Origin of the sequence: Streptomyces sp. NPDC001796 (assembly GCF_042892355.1) — a bacterium.
Taxonomy (GTDB): domain Bacteria; phylum Actinomycetota; class Actinomycetes; order Streptomycetales; family Streptomycetaceae; genus Streptomyces.
Window position 1 is genome coordinate 142,745 of record NZ_JBIAUC010000012.1, and the last position, 14,681, is coordinate 157,425.

At 71.8% G+C, this 14,681-nt stretch carries 14 protein-coding genes and 1 tRNA gene; 9 read left to right on the top strand and 6 right to left on the bottom strand.

The features are described from left to right. Nucleotides 1-84: 84 nt before the first annotated feature. Both polX and ACFYZE_RS23970 read right to left on the bottom strand, forming a co-directional pair. Nucleotides 85-1,812: a DNA polymerase/3'-5' exonuclease PolX gene (gene polX, locus ACFYZE_RS23965; RefSeq protein ID WP_388997596.1), complete on the bottom strand. Its 1,728-nt coding sequence runs from the start codon at nucleotides 1,810-1,812 to the stop codon at nucleotides 85-87. 84 nt (nucleotides 1,813-1,896) lie between these two features. Beyond that, a tRNA-Leu gene (locus ACFYZE_RS23970) sits at nucleotides 1,897-1,981 on the bottom strand. 184 nt (nucleotides 1,982-2,165) lie between these two features. On the opposite strand from ACFYZE_RS23970, the gene ACFYZE_RS23975 reads away from it, so the two are divergent. The 3 genes from ACFYZE_RS23975 to ACFYZE_RS23985 all read left to right on the top strand — a co-directional run bounded on the left by ACFYZE_RS23975 (nucleotide 2,166) and on the right by ACFYZE_RS23985 (nucleotide 4,862). Further along, the gene (locus tag ACFYZE_RS23975; RefSeq protein ID WP_388997599.1) at nucleotides 2,166-3,491 is read left to right on the top strand and encodes a M20/M25/M40 family metallo-hydrolase; all 1,326 of its coding nucleotides are present in this window, start codon (nucleotides 2,166-2,168) and stop codon (nucleotides 3,489-3,491) included. A gap of 151 nt (nucleotides 3,492-3,642) precedes the next feature. Next, entirely contained in the window at nucleotides 3,643-3,876 is a 234-nt protein-coding gene (gene chpH, locus ACFYZE_RS23980; RefSeq protein ID WP_103839114.1) for a chaplin ChpH, read from the top strand. Nucleotides 3,877-4,043: 167 nt separating this feature from the next. Beyond that, entirely contained in the window at nucleotides 4,044-4,862 is an 819-nt protein-coding gene (locus tag ACFYZE_RS23985; RefSeq protein WP_388997603.1) for a chaplin, read from the top strand. A gap of 89 nt (nucleotides 4,863-4,951) precedes the next feature. Here ACFYZE_RS23985 and ACFYZE_RS23990 read toward each other — a convergent pair whose 3' ends face one another. Next, a complete protein-coding gene (locus tag ACFYZE_RS23990) occupies nucleotides 4,952-5,140 on the bottom strand; it encodes a DUF5703 family protein (protein ID WP_030053310.1) in 189 nt (62 codons plus the stop codon). A 47-nt stretch (nucleotides 5,141-5,187) separates the two neighbouring features. Between ACFYZE_RS23990 and ACFYZE_RS23995 the strand changes: the two genes are divergently transcribed. Beyond that, complete coding sequence (locus tag ACFYZE_RS23995) at nucleotides 5,188-5,895, top strand: hypothetical protein (protein WP_388997606.1); 708 nt, start codon at nucleotides 5,188-5,190, stop codon at nucleotides 5,893-5,895. 101 nt (nucleotides 5,896-5,996) lie between these two features. On the opposite strand, the gene ACFYZE_RS24000 is transcribed toward ACFYZE_RS23995, so the two are convergent. Both ACFYZE_RS24000 and ACFYZE_RS24005 read right to left on the bottom strand, forming a co-directional pair. Further along, entirely contained in the window at nucleotides 5,997-8,228 is a 2,232-nt protein-coding gene (locus ACFYZE_RS24000) for a helix-hairpin-helix domain-containing protein (protein WP_388997609.1), read from the bottom strand. After that, nucleotides 8,225-9,208: an aldo/keto reductase gene (locus ACFYZE_RS24005; RefSeq protein ID WP_388997612.1), complete on the bottom strand. Its 984-nt coding sequence runs from the start codon at nucleotides 9,206-9,208 to the stop codon at nucleotides 8,225-8,227. The genes ACFYZE_RS24000 and ACFYZE_RS24005 overlap by 4 nt, the downstream gene beginning before the upstream one ends. Before the next feature lie 147 nt (nucleotides 9,209-9,355). Between ACFYZE_RS24005 and ACFYZE_RS24010 the strand changes: the two genes are divergently transcribed. Further along, complete coding sequence (locus ACFYZE_RS24010; RefSeq protein WP_388997615.1) at nucleotides 9,356-10,411, top strand: LLM class F420-dependent oxidoreductase; 1,056 nt, start codon at nucleotides 9,356-9,358, stop codon at nucleotides 10,409-10,411. 223 nt (nucleotides 10,412-10,634) lie between these two features. Next, the gene (locus tag ACFYZE_RS24015) at nucleotides 10,635-11,420 is read left to right on the top strand and encodes a ferritin-like domain-containing protein (protein WP_388997618.1); all 786 of its coding nucleotides are present in this window, start codon (nucleotides 10,635-10,637) and stop codon (nucleotides 11,418-11,420) included. Here the strand turns inward: ACFYZE_RS24015 and corA are convergent. Next, on the bottom strand, nucleotides 11,398-12,405 hold the full coding sequence (corA, locus tag ACFYZE_RS24020) for a magnesium/cobalt transporter CorA (protein ID WP_388997620.1): 1,008 nt from the start codon (nucleotides 12,403-12,405) through the stop codon (nucleotides 11,398-11,400). The genes ACFYZE_RS24015 and corA overlap by 23 nt on opposite strands. Nucleotides 12,406-12,476: 71 nt before the next feature. On the opposite strand from corA, the gene ACFYZE_RS24025 reads away from it, so the two are divergent. The 3 genes from ACFYZE_RS24025 to ACFYZE_RS24035 all read left to right on the top strand — a co-directional run bounded on the left by ACFYZE_RS24025 (nucleotide 12,477) and on the right by ACFYZE_RS24035 (nucleotide 14,657). Then, nucleotides 12,477-13,163, top strand: coding sequence for a histidine phosphatase family protein (locus ACFYZE_RS24025; RefSeq protein ID WP_388997623.1), 687 nt, complete (start codon nucleotides 12,477-12,479; stop codon nucleotides 13,161-13,163). Nucleotides 13,164-13,284: 121 nt separating this feature from the next. After that, nucleotides 13,285-13,875 (top strand): DUF3090 domain-containing protein, encoded by a 591-nt coding sequence (locus ACFYZE_RS24030; RefSeq protein ID WP_388571003.1) that lies wholly within the window; start codon nucleotides 13,285-13,287, stop codon nucleotides 13,873-13,875. Continuing rightward, nucleotides 13,839-14,657 carry an SCO1664 family protein gene (locus ACFYZE_RS24035; protein WP_388997626.1) on the top strand — a complete coding sequence of 273 codons (819 nt, stop codon included), beginning with the start codon at nucleotides 13,839-13,841 and terminating at the stop codon, nucleotides 14,655-14,657. Before ACFYZE_RS24030 ends, ACFYZE_RS24035 begins: the two co-directional genes overlap by 37 nt. Nucleotides 14,658-14,681: the final 24 nt, after the last annotated feature.

The following is a 14,681-nucleotide window of genomic DNA, read 5'->3' on the forward strand; positions in this document are numbered from 1 at the left end:
GGCACCCCCTCACATATCGCGTCCCACGAGTTGCGGCGACCACTGTCGGGTCTCCGGTCCGCCCTACGGCAAACGCGCGCCATCTCACCCCGACCGGTCCTTGGCCAGGAACCGGCGCAGCCGCCGCAGCGGCCAGGTGTTGATCACGTCGTCCGCCGTGAGCCAGCCGCGCTGCGCGGTACCGACGCCGTAGCGCAGGTGGGCGAGGTGCAGCACGGAGTGCGCGTCGGTGTTCACGGCGAACTTCACGCCGTGCTGCCGGGCTCGCAGGATGTCCTCGTCGCACAGGTCGAGCCGGTCCGGCTGGGCGTTGATCTCCAGCGCGGTGCCGGTGCGGGCGCAGGCCGCGAAGACCTCGTCCCAGTCGGCGTCCACCCCCGGCCGCTTGCCGATCAGGCGCGTGGTCGGATGGCCGATGATGTTGACGTGCGGATTCTCACAGGCCCGCACCAGCCGCCGCGTCATCGCCCTGCGGTCCAGGTCGAAGTGGGAGTGCAGCGAGGCCACGCACAGGTCGAAGCCGGCCAGGAACGCGTCGGGCCAGTCCACCTCCCCCTCGGCGCTGATGTTGAGCTCGGTGCCGTGCAGCAGCCGCATTCCGTGGTGCGCGCCGTCCAGGGCCCGCAGCTCCTCCCGCTGGGCGAGGATCTTCTCGTCCGTCATGCGCTGCATGTACAGGTTCGGCGCGTGGTCGGTGACCGCGTAGTACGCGTAGCCGCGCTCGGCCGCCGCCTCCACCATCGCCTCCAGGGAGGCCAGCCCGTCGGTGAGGTTCGTGTGCGTGTGCAGATCACCGCGCACGTCCCGCTCCGTCACCACCTCGGGCAGTTCCCCGCGCACGGCCGCCTGGATCTCCCCCCGGTCCTCCCGCAGCGTCGGCGGAATCCACGGCAGGCCCAGCCGGGCGTACACCTCCTCCTCGCTGCGGGAGGCGACCGACTCCCCGCTGCCCGTGTCGAACAGGCCGTACTCGGACAGCTTCAGACCCTGGCGCACGGCGATGGTGCGGGTCCGGATGTTGTGCGCCTTGGAGCCGGTGAAGTACTGCAGTCCGGCGCCCCACGAGTCGGGCGGCAGCACCCGCAGGTCCACCTGCACGCCCTTGGAGGTGCGGATCGACGTCTTCTTCTCACCGTGCGCGATCACCTCGGCGGTCGAGGGCAGCGCCTCCAGGGCCTCCATGAAGGGGGCCGACCGCTTCGCGGCGACCAGGATGTCGATGTCGCCGATCGTCTCCCTCATCCGCCGCAGCGATCCCGCGTAGGTGCAGCGCTTGCAGCCGGTGACCTGGGACAGCTCGGCGACGATCTCCTCGGCGGTGTCCAGCGCCAGATGGATCGGGATACGGCCGCCCGCCTGCTGCATCAGCCGGATCCCGTGCAGGATGTTCTCCTGCGTCTTCTCGCCGAACCCCTTCAGATCGGCCAGCGCGTCCGCCTCGATGGCGGCCGCCAGCTCGCTCACCGATGAGATGTGCAGGTCCTCGTACAGCCGCATCGCCTTCTTCGGACCCAGCGTGGGGATCGTGATCAGCTCCCGCACCCCGGCGGGGATCTTCGCCCGGCGCTCCTCGACCACAGCGACGGTGCCGGTGCGCAGATACTCGATGACCTTCTCGGCGATCGACCGACCCACGTTCGGGATGTCCCGCAGCCCGTCGGCGTCCAGATGGGAGATGTCGGCCGGGTGGCCGCCGATGGCACGCGCGGCCTTCTCGTAGGCGCGCACCTTGAAGGCGTCGCCTCCCGTGATCGCGACGAGGTCCGCGTACTCCTGCAGGAGCGCCTCGACCTCTTCGTTGGCCCGGGCCACACCTCGAGTCTAGGAACCGCCCGGGAGGTGGGCCACACGCGAAAGGGTGCCGACCGGAACCGGTCGGCACCCTTGGTGGTGAAGTGTCCGAGGGGGGACTTGAACCCCCACGCCCGATAAAGGGCACTAGCACCTCAAGCTAGCGCGTCTGCCATTCCGCCACCCGGACAAGGTGTCTGTCGTGCGGGCTTCCCCCGCGGCGACGAGGGAAACATTACCAGGCTTTCGGCGGCGTTCGATCACACCCGTTCCCGCGTGAACGGCCTGTGACGGGCCGTACACCGCCTTGGGCCGCGACGGGGGTCGGGGGGAGGATGAGGAGGACCACCAGCAGGGAACCGGGAGGAAGCAGCGTGACCGACACCGGCACGGCCAGGAGCGTCACCGGCGAGGACGAGGTCGTCGACCTCTGCCGTGAGCTGATCCAGATCGACACCAGCAACTACGGCGACCACTCGGGTCCCGGCGAGCGCAGGGCCGCCGAGTACGTCGCCGAGAAGCTCGCCGAGGTGGGGCTCGAACCGAAGATCTTCGAGTCGCACCCGGGCCGTGCCTCCACGGTGGCCCGTATCGAGGGCGAGGACCCCTCGCGGCCCGCGCTGCTCATCCACGGCCACACCGACGTCGTACCGGCGAACGCGGACGACTGGACGCACCACCCGTTCTCCGGCGAGATCGCCGACGGATGCGTGTGGGGACGCGGCGCGGTCGACATGAAGGACATGGACGCCATGACCCTGGCGGTCGTCCGCGACCGGCTGCGCAGCGGGCGCAGGCCGCCGCGCGACATCGTCCTCGCCTTCCTCGCCGACGAGGAGGCGGGCGGCACCTACGGCGCCCGGTACCTGGTCGACCACCACCGCGACCTCTTCGAGGGCGTCACCGAGGCCATCAGCGAGGTCGGCGGGTTCTCGTTCACGGTGAACGAACACCGGCGGCTCTACCTGATCCAGACGGCCGAGAAGGGCATGCACTGGATGAAGCTCACCGTGGCCGGCACCGCGGGCCACGGGTCGATGATCCACCGGGACAACGCGATCACCGAGCTCTCCGAAGCCGTGGCACGCCTCGGCCGGCACAAGTTCCCGGTACGGGTCACCAAGACGACCCGGGCCTTCCTCGACGAACTCGGCGACGCGCTCGGCACCGAGCTCGACCCGGAGAACATGGAGGGCACCCTCGCCAAGCTCGGCGGCATCGCCAAGCTCATCGGCGCGACCCTGAGCAACACGGCCAACCCCACCCAGCTGAACGCCGGTTACAAGGTCAACGTCATCCCCGGCGAGGCCACCGCGCACGTCGATGGGCGCTTCCTGCCCGGCTTCGAGGAGGAGTTCCTCGCCGACGTGGACCGGATCCTCGGGCCGAACGTGCGGCGCGAGGACGTGCACGCCGACAAGGCCGTGGAGACCGGCTTCGACGGTGCGCTGGTGGAGGCGATGCAGTCGGCGCTGCTGGCGGAGGACCCGGCCGCGAAGGCGATCCCGTACATGCTCTCCGGCGGCACGGACGCCAAGTCCTTCGACGACCTCGGCATCCGGGGCTTCGGCTTCGCGCCGCTGAAGCTGCCGCCGGAGCTGGACTTCGCGGGCATGTTCCACGGGGTCGACGAGCGGGTGCCGGTGGACGCGCTGCAGTTCGGCGTGCGGGTGCTGGACCGGTTCATCGACGCGTCCTGAGCCCGCGCCGGTCCCGGGCGCTATTCGCCAGCGTGTACGGGAAAACGCCGGGACGGGTGAATGCGACCATACGCTCGTAGCTCCATTACTCCCTCCTCGTTACACGTGGTGCGGTCCGAGGCTTGGATCGCTTTGCCAACAAGGAGGAATAATGATCAAGAAGGTCGTCGCTGCTGCGGCTGCCACCGGTGGTCTGGTTCTCGCGGGTGCGGGTCTGGCTGTCGCCGACTCGGGCGCCCAGGGTGCCGCCACGCACTCCCCGGGTGTCGTGTCGGGCAATGTGATCCAGGTTCCGGTGCACGTCCCGGTGAACGTCTGCGGCAACACGATCTCGGTGATCGGGCTGCTGAACCCCGCCTTCGGCAACACCTGCATCAACCACTGACGTGGTGCCTCACCCCATGAGGGGCCCGAACCCCGTGAGGGTGTGAGTCCGTCGGCCCCGGAGTGCGTGCCATGCGCTCCGGGGCCGACCGGTTCCCCCGCGTCCGCGCCCACCGCGGGACGCGTTCCCGAAGGTCCACGATCAGCTCGAAGACAGGGAAATCAGCAATGCGACAGGTCACCCGCAAGGGCCTGATGACCATGGCGGCGGCGACCGGAGTCCTCGCCGTCACCGGCGGATACGCGCACGCCGACGCCGGAGCGAACGGCTCCGCCACCAACTCGCCCGGCGTGCTGTCGGGCAACCTGATCCAGGCGCCCGTGCACGTCCCGGTGAACGTCTGCGGCAACACCGTGAACGTCATCGGGCTGCTCAATCCGGCGGCCGGCAACACGTGCGCGAACACCGGCGGCCAGTCCGGCGGTGGGGGCGGCGCCCAGGCCGGCGGGCACACCAGCGACTCGCCCGGCGTCGGCTCCGGCAACACCGTGCAGGTGCCGGTGGACGTTCCGGTGAACGTCTGCGGCAACTCCGTCAACGTGGGCGGGATCGGCAACCCGGCGGGCGGCAACGACTGCGCCAATCCGGGCGGCGGCCACTCCACCAACCCGCCCGGCGGTGGTGGCGGCACCACGCCGCCCGGCGGCGGTGGCGGCACCACGCCTCCCGGTGGCGGTGGCGGGACGACTCCTCCCGGTGGTGGTGGCGGGACGACTCCTCCCGGCGGCGGGGGCAGCACCACGCCTCCCGGTGGCGGCACCACCACGCCTCCGGGCACGCCCCGTCACCCCGGCACCCCGCAGCAGCCGGGCGGCGGCGGCCGGCACGTCAACCACCCCGGCGGTCAGTCCGTCACCCAGCCCGCGGCCACCGCACAGCTCGCCCACACCGGCAGCGACCTGCCGCTCGGCCTCCTGGCGCCGGTCGGCGCGGGAGCACTGCTCGGTGGCGCGCTGCTCTACCGCAGGGCGCGGGCGCACGCGTAACGGCACCGGCACCGCCCGCTTCCCCCGTGGCGGGCGATACGGATCGGGCCCCGTCCGTGCGGGGCCCGATCCGTTTCAGTCACCTTCGCTCACCATGTGGCGCGCACCTGGCGGATGATGCGCCGACGCAACCGCACCTTGCGGCTCCCGTCGCGCAGCAGGCTCAGGCGGTCCAACTCCCAGTGTCCGTACTCGGCATGGTCTGTCAGCAGGCGTGTGGCGTCCTTGCGGGAGACCCCGCGAGGTACGTACACGTCGACAAATTCGTATTCCGGCATCGCATCTATTGTGCGGGCTGGGGCCCGGTACGGATAGCGTCTGCACTATGTCTGATGCTGCGCAGCCCACCGCTGCCGAGGTACGTGCCGCCGCCGAGGCGGTCAAGACCGCACTCGACCGCCACCTTGCCGCGGTCGAGCGCAGGACGGGTGAGGACGACCCGGCCGTCTACGAGGCGTTCAACGAGCTGGCCGCGGCGGCCGAGGAGTACGACGAACTGCTCTACGACCGCTACGACGAGGTCACCCCCTTTGAGATCCCCGGTGCGGAGGAGCCCCTTCCGCCGTACACGGGCCCCGAGGAACCGAGCGCGCTGAGCGTCCTGATCCGCCGGGACTACGCGGTGGCGGAGCCCCATCGGCTGCTGGCACAGGCGGAGCGCGTGGAGGCCGCGGACGAGGAGCCCATGCCGGTGTCGTCGGCCGGCACCGTCCACGGCGCGCTCGGCGTGCTCTTCGGGGAGTTCGAACCGGACGAGATCGCCTCCCGGCACAAGGAGTTCGGCCTCGAGGAGGGCGACTCCACGCTGTGGGTGGTGGCCGCCGAGGAACCGGCCGAGCCGGGGGAGTGGCTGGAGGCGCCCTTCGAGCAGGTCGATCCCCAGCGGGTGATCTGCCGCTTCGACGTCAGCTCCGTCTTCGACGAGGAGGCGGACGTCGAGGAGCTGCGGGACGGGGAGCTGCCGGACGAGGAGCTGGAGGACGACGAGCTCGAGCTGGACGACGACGAGGACCTGGAACCGCTGGATCGTTGATCCTCAGCACGGGCTTCCCCGGCGGTGCCGTGTGGCCTGGGGCAGCACGGCACCACCGGGCCACCGCCTTGGTGAGGGCCCGCCGTGGTGCGGTGCCCCTCTCAGTCCGACGTCGGGACCTGGGGCTTCAGCAGCGCGAGCAGACGGGTCGTACGCGGCTTCGCCTGGATCTCCGCCACGGCCCGAGGCAGGGCCTGGTCCGCACCGTGCACCACCGACAGATGGCGGACCGCTCGGCCGAAGGCCGTGTAGACCCACGGCCGGGTGAGGCTCTGAGCGGCGTCGCCCGGCAGGACCACGACCACCGCCGGCCACCGCTGTCCCACCGCCTGGTGCGCGGTCAGCGCCCAGCCGTGCCGTAGGGTCTGCTCCACCCGCTCCTTCGGCACGACCACGGGGACGCCCGCGCACTCCAGGTGCAACCCCTCGACGTCGCCCTTGACGACACGGCCCGGCAGCGTACGCCCCGGCGCCGGGGAGTAGGCGATCCGGTCGCCCGGGTCGAAGCCGCCGAAGCGACCCGGCCCCGGGTTGAGCCGCTCCTTCAGAGCCGCGTTCAGCGCGCGGGTGCCCGCGGCGCCGCCGTGGCCCGGCGTGATCACCTGCGTCTCCTCCGCCGGAACCCCGATCGCCCGCGGCACCGAGTCCGCGACCAGCTGCACGGTCCGGTGCACCGCCTCCCCGGCGTCCCGCACCGGCACGATCACGACCTCCTTGCCCGGCGCGTCGACCTGCGGCAGCTCGCCGATGCCGATGGCGGAGACAAGTTCACCGAGCGGGCCCGGGTCGGGGGTCCGCGAGGCGATCTGCGGGCACACGCGGGCCGCGAGCAGATCGCCGAACACGCGCCCGGGGCCGACCGACCAGAGCACGCCAGGGTCGCCGCTCAGCACCAGCCGAGCTCCGTCGGGCAGGGACTCGACGAGCAGGGCCGCCGTCTCGACATCCAGCTGGGGCGCGTCCAGCACGATGAGCAGATCGAGGCCCAGCGCCCCGTCCGTGTCCCGTCCCGGACCCTCGCCACCGGACAGGAGGCCCGCGACGGTGGCGAGCGGCGGGTGTGCCCGCTCGTCGTCCGGCAGGTCGAGGCGGGCGAGCAGCGCGCCGAACTGGTCGCGGCCGGCCGGGCTGTGCGTGGCGGCCCAGGCGCGCAGCCCGAGCCGGCGTGCCTCACGCAGCAGTGTGGCCGGCTCGATGCGGGACGCCTCCGCCCCGGTGTGCAGCACCAGGCCGTGGCCCGCGACCGCACCGATCAGTTCCGCCGCGGAGCCCGCCGCCGACCGGGCCGCCCGCTGCCAGTCCTCCGCCGCGCCGTCCTCCTTCGGCACGGAGTTGACCAGCCGGGCCAGTCCGTCGGCGAGGCTCTCCTCCGCGAGCGCGTACCGCTCCAGGCCGATCAGGACGCGGACCGGGCGCTCCTGTTCCTCGTCACCGCCCGGTGGGGCCGACTCCAGAGCGTCCTGGAAGACCAGGGCCTCGCCCTCGGCGATGGTGTCGCGCACGGCAGCCTCGGGGTCCGGCACCTGGCGCCGGCCGAGAGCCGCCTCCAGGGCCGGGGCCTCCAGTGCGGTGTGCCCGGCCAGGGCCGCCTGCTCCAGCAACCAGAGAGTCGTCGCACGGGCCCGGCGCTCGTCGTCCGGGCGGCAATCCGCGCCGAGCAGGGCGCGGGCGAAGGTGTCGGCCTGCTCGGGGCGCACCCCGAAGACGCGCAGCAGCTGCCAGGGGTCGGAGCGCAGTCGCGCCTCCGCGCCCTCACCGAGCGCCTCGGCGACCTGGGGAGCGAGCGGGTCCGGCGCGCCGCCCTCGGCCAGGACCGCCCGCACCGACACCACCGTCTCGGCGGCGGGAGGCGCCGCGGCGGCCGTCACGGGCTGGGGGCGACGCACCGGCTCGGGGACGGTGGGACGGCGCGGTGCGGGCGTGGGCTCGCTGAAGGCGCTCGCCACTGGCTTCTCGCCGCTCTCCACGGCCCGCACGGCGGCGAGCAGGTCGGCGGCCTTCCCGCTGAGCTTTCCACCGGCCTCGACGGGGGCCTGCTTCGCGGCCTTCCGCCGCTCGATCCGCTCCCGCTCCACCCGCTGAGCGGCCAGCTCGGCCTCGGCCTCGGACATCTCGGGCGCGGCACCCTCGCCGGCGTCCTGCGAGGCACCGGGGGAGACGTCCGCCGGGTCCGGGCCGCCGACCGCCGGCGCCTCGTCCCCGGAGCCCTCTGCGATCCCCTCTGCGGGCATCGGGTCCGCGGCCCTCCCGCTCCCCGCACCGCCGCCCCCGGCGGTCCCGGCCCCGTCCTCCGCCCGAGGGGCCGTCTCCGTCGTCTCCGGGTCCGTGCTCACAGCGTGCTCCAGTCGTGATCGGGATAGCGGTGCACCGGGGCCGACACATCGTCCAGCGCCCGGCAGATCTCGTCCGGAAGACTAAGCGCCTCCACTGACAACGCCGCCGCGAGCTGCTGCGCGTTGCGGGCGCCGACGATCGGCGCGACCACCCCGGGTCTGTCCCGCACCCACGCCAGCGCCACCTGCAACGGCGTCGCGGCGAGCCCGTCGGCGGCCGTCTGCACCGCGTCGACGATGCTGCTCGCCGTGTCGTCGAGGTAGGGCGCGACGAACGGCCCCATGTGCTCCGACGCCCCGCGTGAGTCGGCCGGTGTCGAGTGCCGGTACTTGCCCGTCAGCACCCCCCGGCCCAGCGGAGACGACGGCAGCAGCCCGACCCCCAGGTCCAGCGCCGCAGGCAGCACCTCTCGCTCCACTCCCCGCTGCAGCAGCGAGTACTCCATCTGTGTGCTGGCGATCCTGGTCCGCACACCCGGCGCCGCGAGCTGCCACGTCGCCGCCTTCGCCAGCTGCCAGCCGCAGAAGTTGGACACCCCCGCATAACGCGCCCGTCCGCTGCCGACCGCCAGGTCGAGCGCCTGCAGGGTCTCCTCCAGCGGGGTGTACGGGTCGAAGGCGTGGACGTGCCAGACGTCGACGTGGTCCGTGCCCAGGCGGGCGAGCGAGGCGTCCAGGGCGGCGAGGAGATGACCGCGCGAGCAGTCGAAGCGGCGGTCCGGGTCGGGCACGCTGCCCGCCTTCGTCGAGATCACCAGGTCCCGGCGGGGCACCAGCCCGTCCATGAGCCGTCCGAGCAGATACTCGGCCTCCCCGTCCCCGTACACGTCAGCCGTGTCGACGAGGGTCCCGCCGGCCTCCCAGAACACCTTCAACTGGTCGGCGGCGTCGTGCTCGTCCGTGTCGCGGCCCCACGTCAGGGTGCCGAGCCCGATCCGTGACACACGAAGGCCGGTACGACCGAGATGCCTCTGCTCCATGAACGCCGAGATTACGGCCTGGACTCGGCTCATGGGGGGCCTGTGGACAACGCGTTTCCCCCGTACGTGAGGGGATTTCCGGGGGACCCGCCCCCACGCTAAGGTCGGGCACCAAGGGACGTTACTGATCGGTAAGGGGAATGGGCCATGCAGCTCGGGATCAACCTCGGCTACTGGGGCGCCGGAATGGACGCGGACAACCTCGCCGTGGCCCAGGAGGCCGACCGGCTCGGATACGCGGTGTGCTGGGCCGCCGAGGCCTACGGCTCCGACGCGGCCACCGTGCTGTCCTGGGTCGCCGCCAAGACCGAGCGCATCGACGTCGGCTCCGCCATCTTCCAGATCCCGGCGCGCCAGCCCGCGATGACCGCGATGACCGCCGCCACCCTCGACTCCCTGTCCGGCGGCCGCTTCCGTCTCGGTCTCGGCGTGTCGGGGCCGCAGGTGTCCGAGGGCTGGTACGGCGTGAAGTTCGACAAGCCGCTCGCCCGCACCCGCGAGTACGTGGAGATCGTACGCAAGGCGATGACCCGTGAGCGGCTGACGTACGAGGGCGAGCACTGGACGCTGCCGCTGCCCGGCGGCCCCGGCAAGCCGATCAAGCTGACCGTGCACCCGCAGCGCGAGCACATCCCCCTCTACATCGCCGCGATCGGCCCGAAGAACCTGGAGCAGACCGGCGAGATCGCCGACGGCGCGCTGCTGATCTTCCCCTCCGCCGACCATCTCGAGGACACCGCGATCAAATACCTGAGGGCCGGGCGCGAGAAGGCCGGCAAGACCCTCGAGGGCTTCGACGTCTGCCCCACGGTCCCGCTCGCCGTCGGCGACGACAAGGACGTGGCCGCGCTCGCCGACACCTTCCGCCCCTACACGGCCCTGTATGTCGGCGGCATGGGCAGCCCCAAGCAGAACTTCTACAACCAGCTCGCCCAGCGCATGGGCTACGAGAAGGCCGCCGCCGAGGTCCAGGAGAAGTACCTGTCCGGCGACAAGCAGGGCGCGGCGGCCGCGATCCCGCACGAGCTGATCGACCGGACCACCCTGCTCGGCTCCGTCGACCGGATCGCCGACCGCATGAAGGCCTACGCCGCGGCCGGCGTCACCACGCTCAGCCTGGCACCGGCGGGCTTCACCCTCGAGGAGCGGATCGCGGGGCTCCGGGCCGGCACGGAAGCGCTGGAGCGGGCCGGGCTCGCGTAGCGGGCGAAGAGGTCTCTGCGGCCGTGGTGGGGGCTCGGGGGGTCTTCCCCGCCACGGCCGTCACCGGGAACAACGCTCGGCCGCCCGCGCGGTTACGGCCCCGCCCCGGCCCGCCCCTCCTTCTTTCGGCCGAGCAGTGCGCACGCAGCTGTTGCGGCACCTTCAGGGTCCCATTTGACTCGTTCTGACTCGATCGTCGCGGGTCCTGCAGAGAGGTGCGCCCATGCTGTCGGCCAAGACCCTTTTCGAGGAGATCCTCGACCACGACGAGTCGTTCCGGCTGTTCTGCTCCATCGCGGCCAGCGGAGAGGCACAGGGCGGCTGGGAGAACGGGCGCATCGCCCGACTGGTGCCGGAGAGCGAACGCGCGCTCGCCCCCAAGATCTCCCGCCACGGCGCGGACGAGGACAAGCACGGACGCATCTTCCACGCGCTGCTCAAGAAGCGCGGCCTGCAACCCGTACCGGTGCCCCCGGAGACCGACTACACGATGCTCCTTGAGCGCCGGGGCGTCGGTCTCGCGCACGCGAAGCTCAGGGCGGACCAGCCGCTCACCGTGCAGGAGATCATCGTCTACCTGGCGCACAGCCGGGTCACCGAACAGCGCGCCGCCGAGCAGATGCTCATGCTGCGCAAGCACTTCGGGGACCACCCGGACATCGGCCGAGCCGTCCGGATGATCTCCGACGACGAGGACGACCACCTCGCGTACACCCACGAGGAACTGCTGCGCCTCACCGCCGCCGGACACGGCCGGTTCATCCGGCGCACGCTGCGCGCGTGCGCGCTGACCGAGATCCGTGTCCACCGGGACGTCAGCCTCGCGGTCATGGCCCACATGGCACGCATCCTCGGCTGGTCCCGAGCCAGGTCGGCGCTGCTCACGGCCGGAATCCACCTCGTCTACGCCTACGAGCGGCTCGTCGGCCGCCGGCGCATGGTGACCCTGCGCACGCCCGAGCGGCGCGACGCGCTCGGCGGTCCGGCTACAACCAGCCCCGCCGCTTGAACAGCCGGTACAGCAGCACCTCGAGCACCGCCATGACCACGATCACCGCAGGGTAGGACCACACCCAGTGCAGCTCCGGCATGTGGTCGAAGTTCATGCCGTAGATCCCCGCGATCATCGTGGGAACGGCAGCCATCGCGGCCCACGCCGAGATCTTCCGCATGTCGTCGTTCTGCCGCACGCTGGTCTGCGCCAGATGCGCCGACAGAACGTCCGACACCAGCCGGTCCAGGCCCTCCACCGACTCGTTCACCCGGGTCAGATGGTCGTTGACGTCCCGGAAGAAGGGCCGCGACTTCTCCTGCACGAACGGCACCGCCGCACCGTACGCACCCTGCCCCGCCAGCCGGGCCGTCGGCGGCCCCAGCGGCACCGTCGCCCGCCGGAACTCCAGGACCTGCCGCTTGAAGGCGTAGATCCGCGACGCCGTGTGCCGCGAGCCCCCGACGGACGGCGAGAAGACCTCCGCCTCCAGCTCCTCCAGATCGGTGCCCAGCTCGGTCGCCACCTCCAGGTAGTGGTCGACGATCGAGTCCGTGATCGAGTACAGCACCCCGGTGGGCCCGTGCCGCAGCATCTCGGGCTGCTGCTCCAGATGACGGCGCACGTCCCCGAGCGGCATGTCCGCGCCGTGGCGCACGGTCACCACGAACGAGTCGCCGAGGAACACCATCAGCTCGCCGGTGGAGACGGTGTCGCTGTCCGGTTCGTACGACACCGGTTTGAGCACCATGAACAGCGAGTCCTCGTACACCTCCAGCTTGGGCCGCTGGTGCGCCTTCAGGGCGTCCTCCACGGCCAGCGGATGCAGCCCGAACTCCTTGGTGACCAGCTCGAACTCGTCCTCCGTCGGCTCGTACAGGCCGACCCACAAGAACGTGTCCGACGAGGCGCGCGCCTGGTCCAGCGCGGAGGACAGGTCCTCCGGCCCCTCGTTCCCCTCGCTGCGGCGCCCGTCTCGGTAGACGGCGCAGTCGACGATCACAGTGCGCACTCTCCTCTCAGCCGCACCCCGGCACCGACGGGGGTTTGACGACACGACCTAGGCTGGTCGTCATGCCCACGTTGCTCCTCGTCCGGCACGGACGCTCCACCGCCAACACCGCGGGACTCCTCGCCGGCTGGACGCCCGGCGTCGCCCTCGACGAACGCGGCACCGCGCAGGCCGCGGCCCTGCCCGGGCGACTCGCCGAGCTGCCGATCGCCGAGGTCGTCACCAGCCCCCTGCAGCGCTGCCAGGAGACCGTCCAGCCGCTCCTCGACGCCCGTCCCGGGCTGCGCGCCCACAGCGACGACCGGATCGGCGAGTGCCACTACGGCGACTGGTCCGGCCGCAAGCTCGCCGAGCTGAAGGACGAGCCGCTGATGGAGGTCGTCCAGGCGCACCCGTCGGCGGCCGCGTTCCCCGGCGGCGAGTCGATGCGGGCGATGGCGACCCGTGCCGCGGAGGCCGTACGGGAGTGGAACGCGCGCGTGGAGCGCGACCACGGCCCCGAAGCCGTCTACCTCATGTGCTCGCACGGCGACATCATCAAGTCCCTCGTCGGGGACGCACTCGGACTTCATCTCGACCTCTTCCAGCGGATCTCCGTGGAACCGTGTTCCATCACCGCGATCCGTTACACCCGGCTGAGGCCATTTCTCGTTCGTCTCGGCGACACCGGCGATTTCTCCTCCCTCGTGCCGCGTCCGGAAGCCTCGGATCCGGACGCCACGGTCGGGGGCGGTGCGGGCGCACCGTGATCGTCGGGCGCAGTAGGGTGAAGCGGTCGAACGAGCGCAGTAGTTGTTCAGCGTAGTTGTCAGCATCCCACAGGACCGGCGCGGTCCGTCGGTCCCGAACCCGATCCAATGGAGACAGGACGTGTCCCGTCAGGTGTTCCTCTACGACCCCCCGGACCGCTTCGTGGCCGGTACGGTCGGGCTGCCCGGGCGCCGTACCTTCTTCCTGCAGGCCTCGGCCGGACCCCGGGTGACCAGCGTGGCCCTGGAGAAGACCCAGGTCGCGGCGCTCGCCGAGCGCATGGACGAACTGCTGGACGAGGTCGTGCGGCGCAGCGGCGGCAGCGCCGCCGTCCCCGCCGTGGCCCCTGCGGAGATCACCGACACGGCCCCCCTGGAGACCCCCATCGAGGAGGAGTTCCGCGTCGGCACCATGGCGCTCGCCTGGGACGCCGAGGAACAGCGCATGATCGTCGAGGCCCAGGCCCTCGTCGAGCTGGACGCCGACTCCGAGGAGGACCTCGCCGAGGCCGAGGAGCGGCTGCTGCAGGACGAGGAGAACGGTCCGCCGATGCTCCGGGTCCGGCTCACCGGCGCGCAGGCCAGAGCCTTCGCCAAGCGCGCACTCGACGTCGTCAACGCCGGGCGGCCGCCGTGCCCGCTGTGCAGCCTCCCCCTCGACCCGGAAGGACACGTATGTCCGCGCCAGAACGGATACCGCCGCGGAGCGTGACCACGGCCGAACTGCTCGCCGAGGGTGAGCTGACCGTGCGCGGCCGCATCCGCGACGCGTCCAACGCGGCGCTGTACTGCACGGTCTCCTACGACGGCCGGGAAGCCACCTGTGTCTACAAGCCCGTCGCGGGGGAGCGGCCCCTGTGGGACTTCCCGGACGGGACGCTGGCCCAGCGCGAGGTGGCCGCCTACGAGGTTTCCGAGGCGACCGGCTGGGGGCTCGTGCCGCCCACCGTGCTGCGCGACGGCCCGTACGGCGAGGGCATGTGCCAGCTGTGGGTGAAGGCCGTGCCCGACGGCGAGCTTCTCGCCCTGGTGCAGGGCGAGGAGCCCGAGCCGGGCTGGAAGGCGATCGGTCTCGCGGAGGTCGGCGACGGCGAGACGGCGCTGCTCGTGCACGCCGACGACGAGCGGTTGCGGCGGCTCGCCGTCCTGGACGCGGTCATCAACAACGCGGACCGCAAGGGGGGCCATCTGCTGCCGACGGCCGAGGGGCGGCTGTACGGGATCGACCACGGAGTCACGTTCAACGTCGAGAACAAGCTGCGGACGCTGCTGTGGGGGTGGGCGGGGGAGCCGCTGACGGGGGAGGCGGTGGAGGTGCTGAAAGGCCTCAAGGACGGCCTCTGCGAAGGGGCCGCCCTGGCCACCCGCCTGGCCGCCCTGATCACCCCTGCGGAGGTCCGGGCGACACGGGCGCGGGTGGAGGCGCTGCTGGAGTCGGGCCGGCATCCGGAGCCGAGCGGGGAGTGGCCGGCCATTCCGTGGCCGCCGGTGTGAGAAGTACCGCTCGCCGGGACTGAC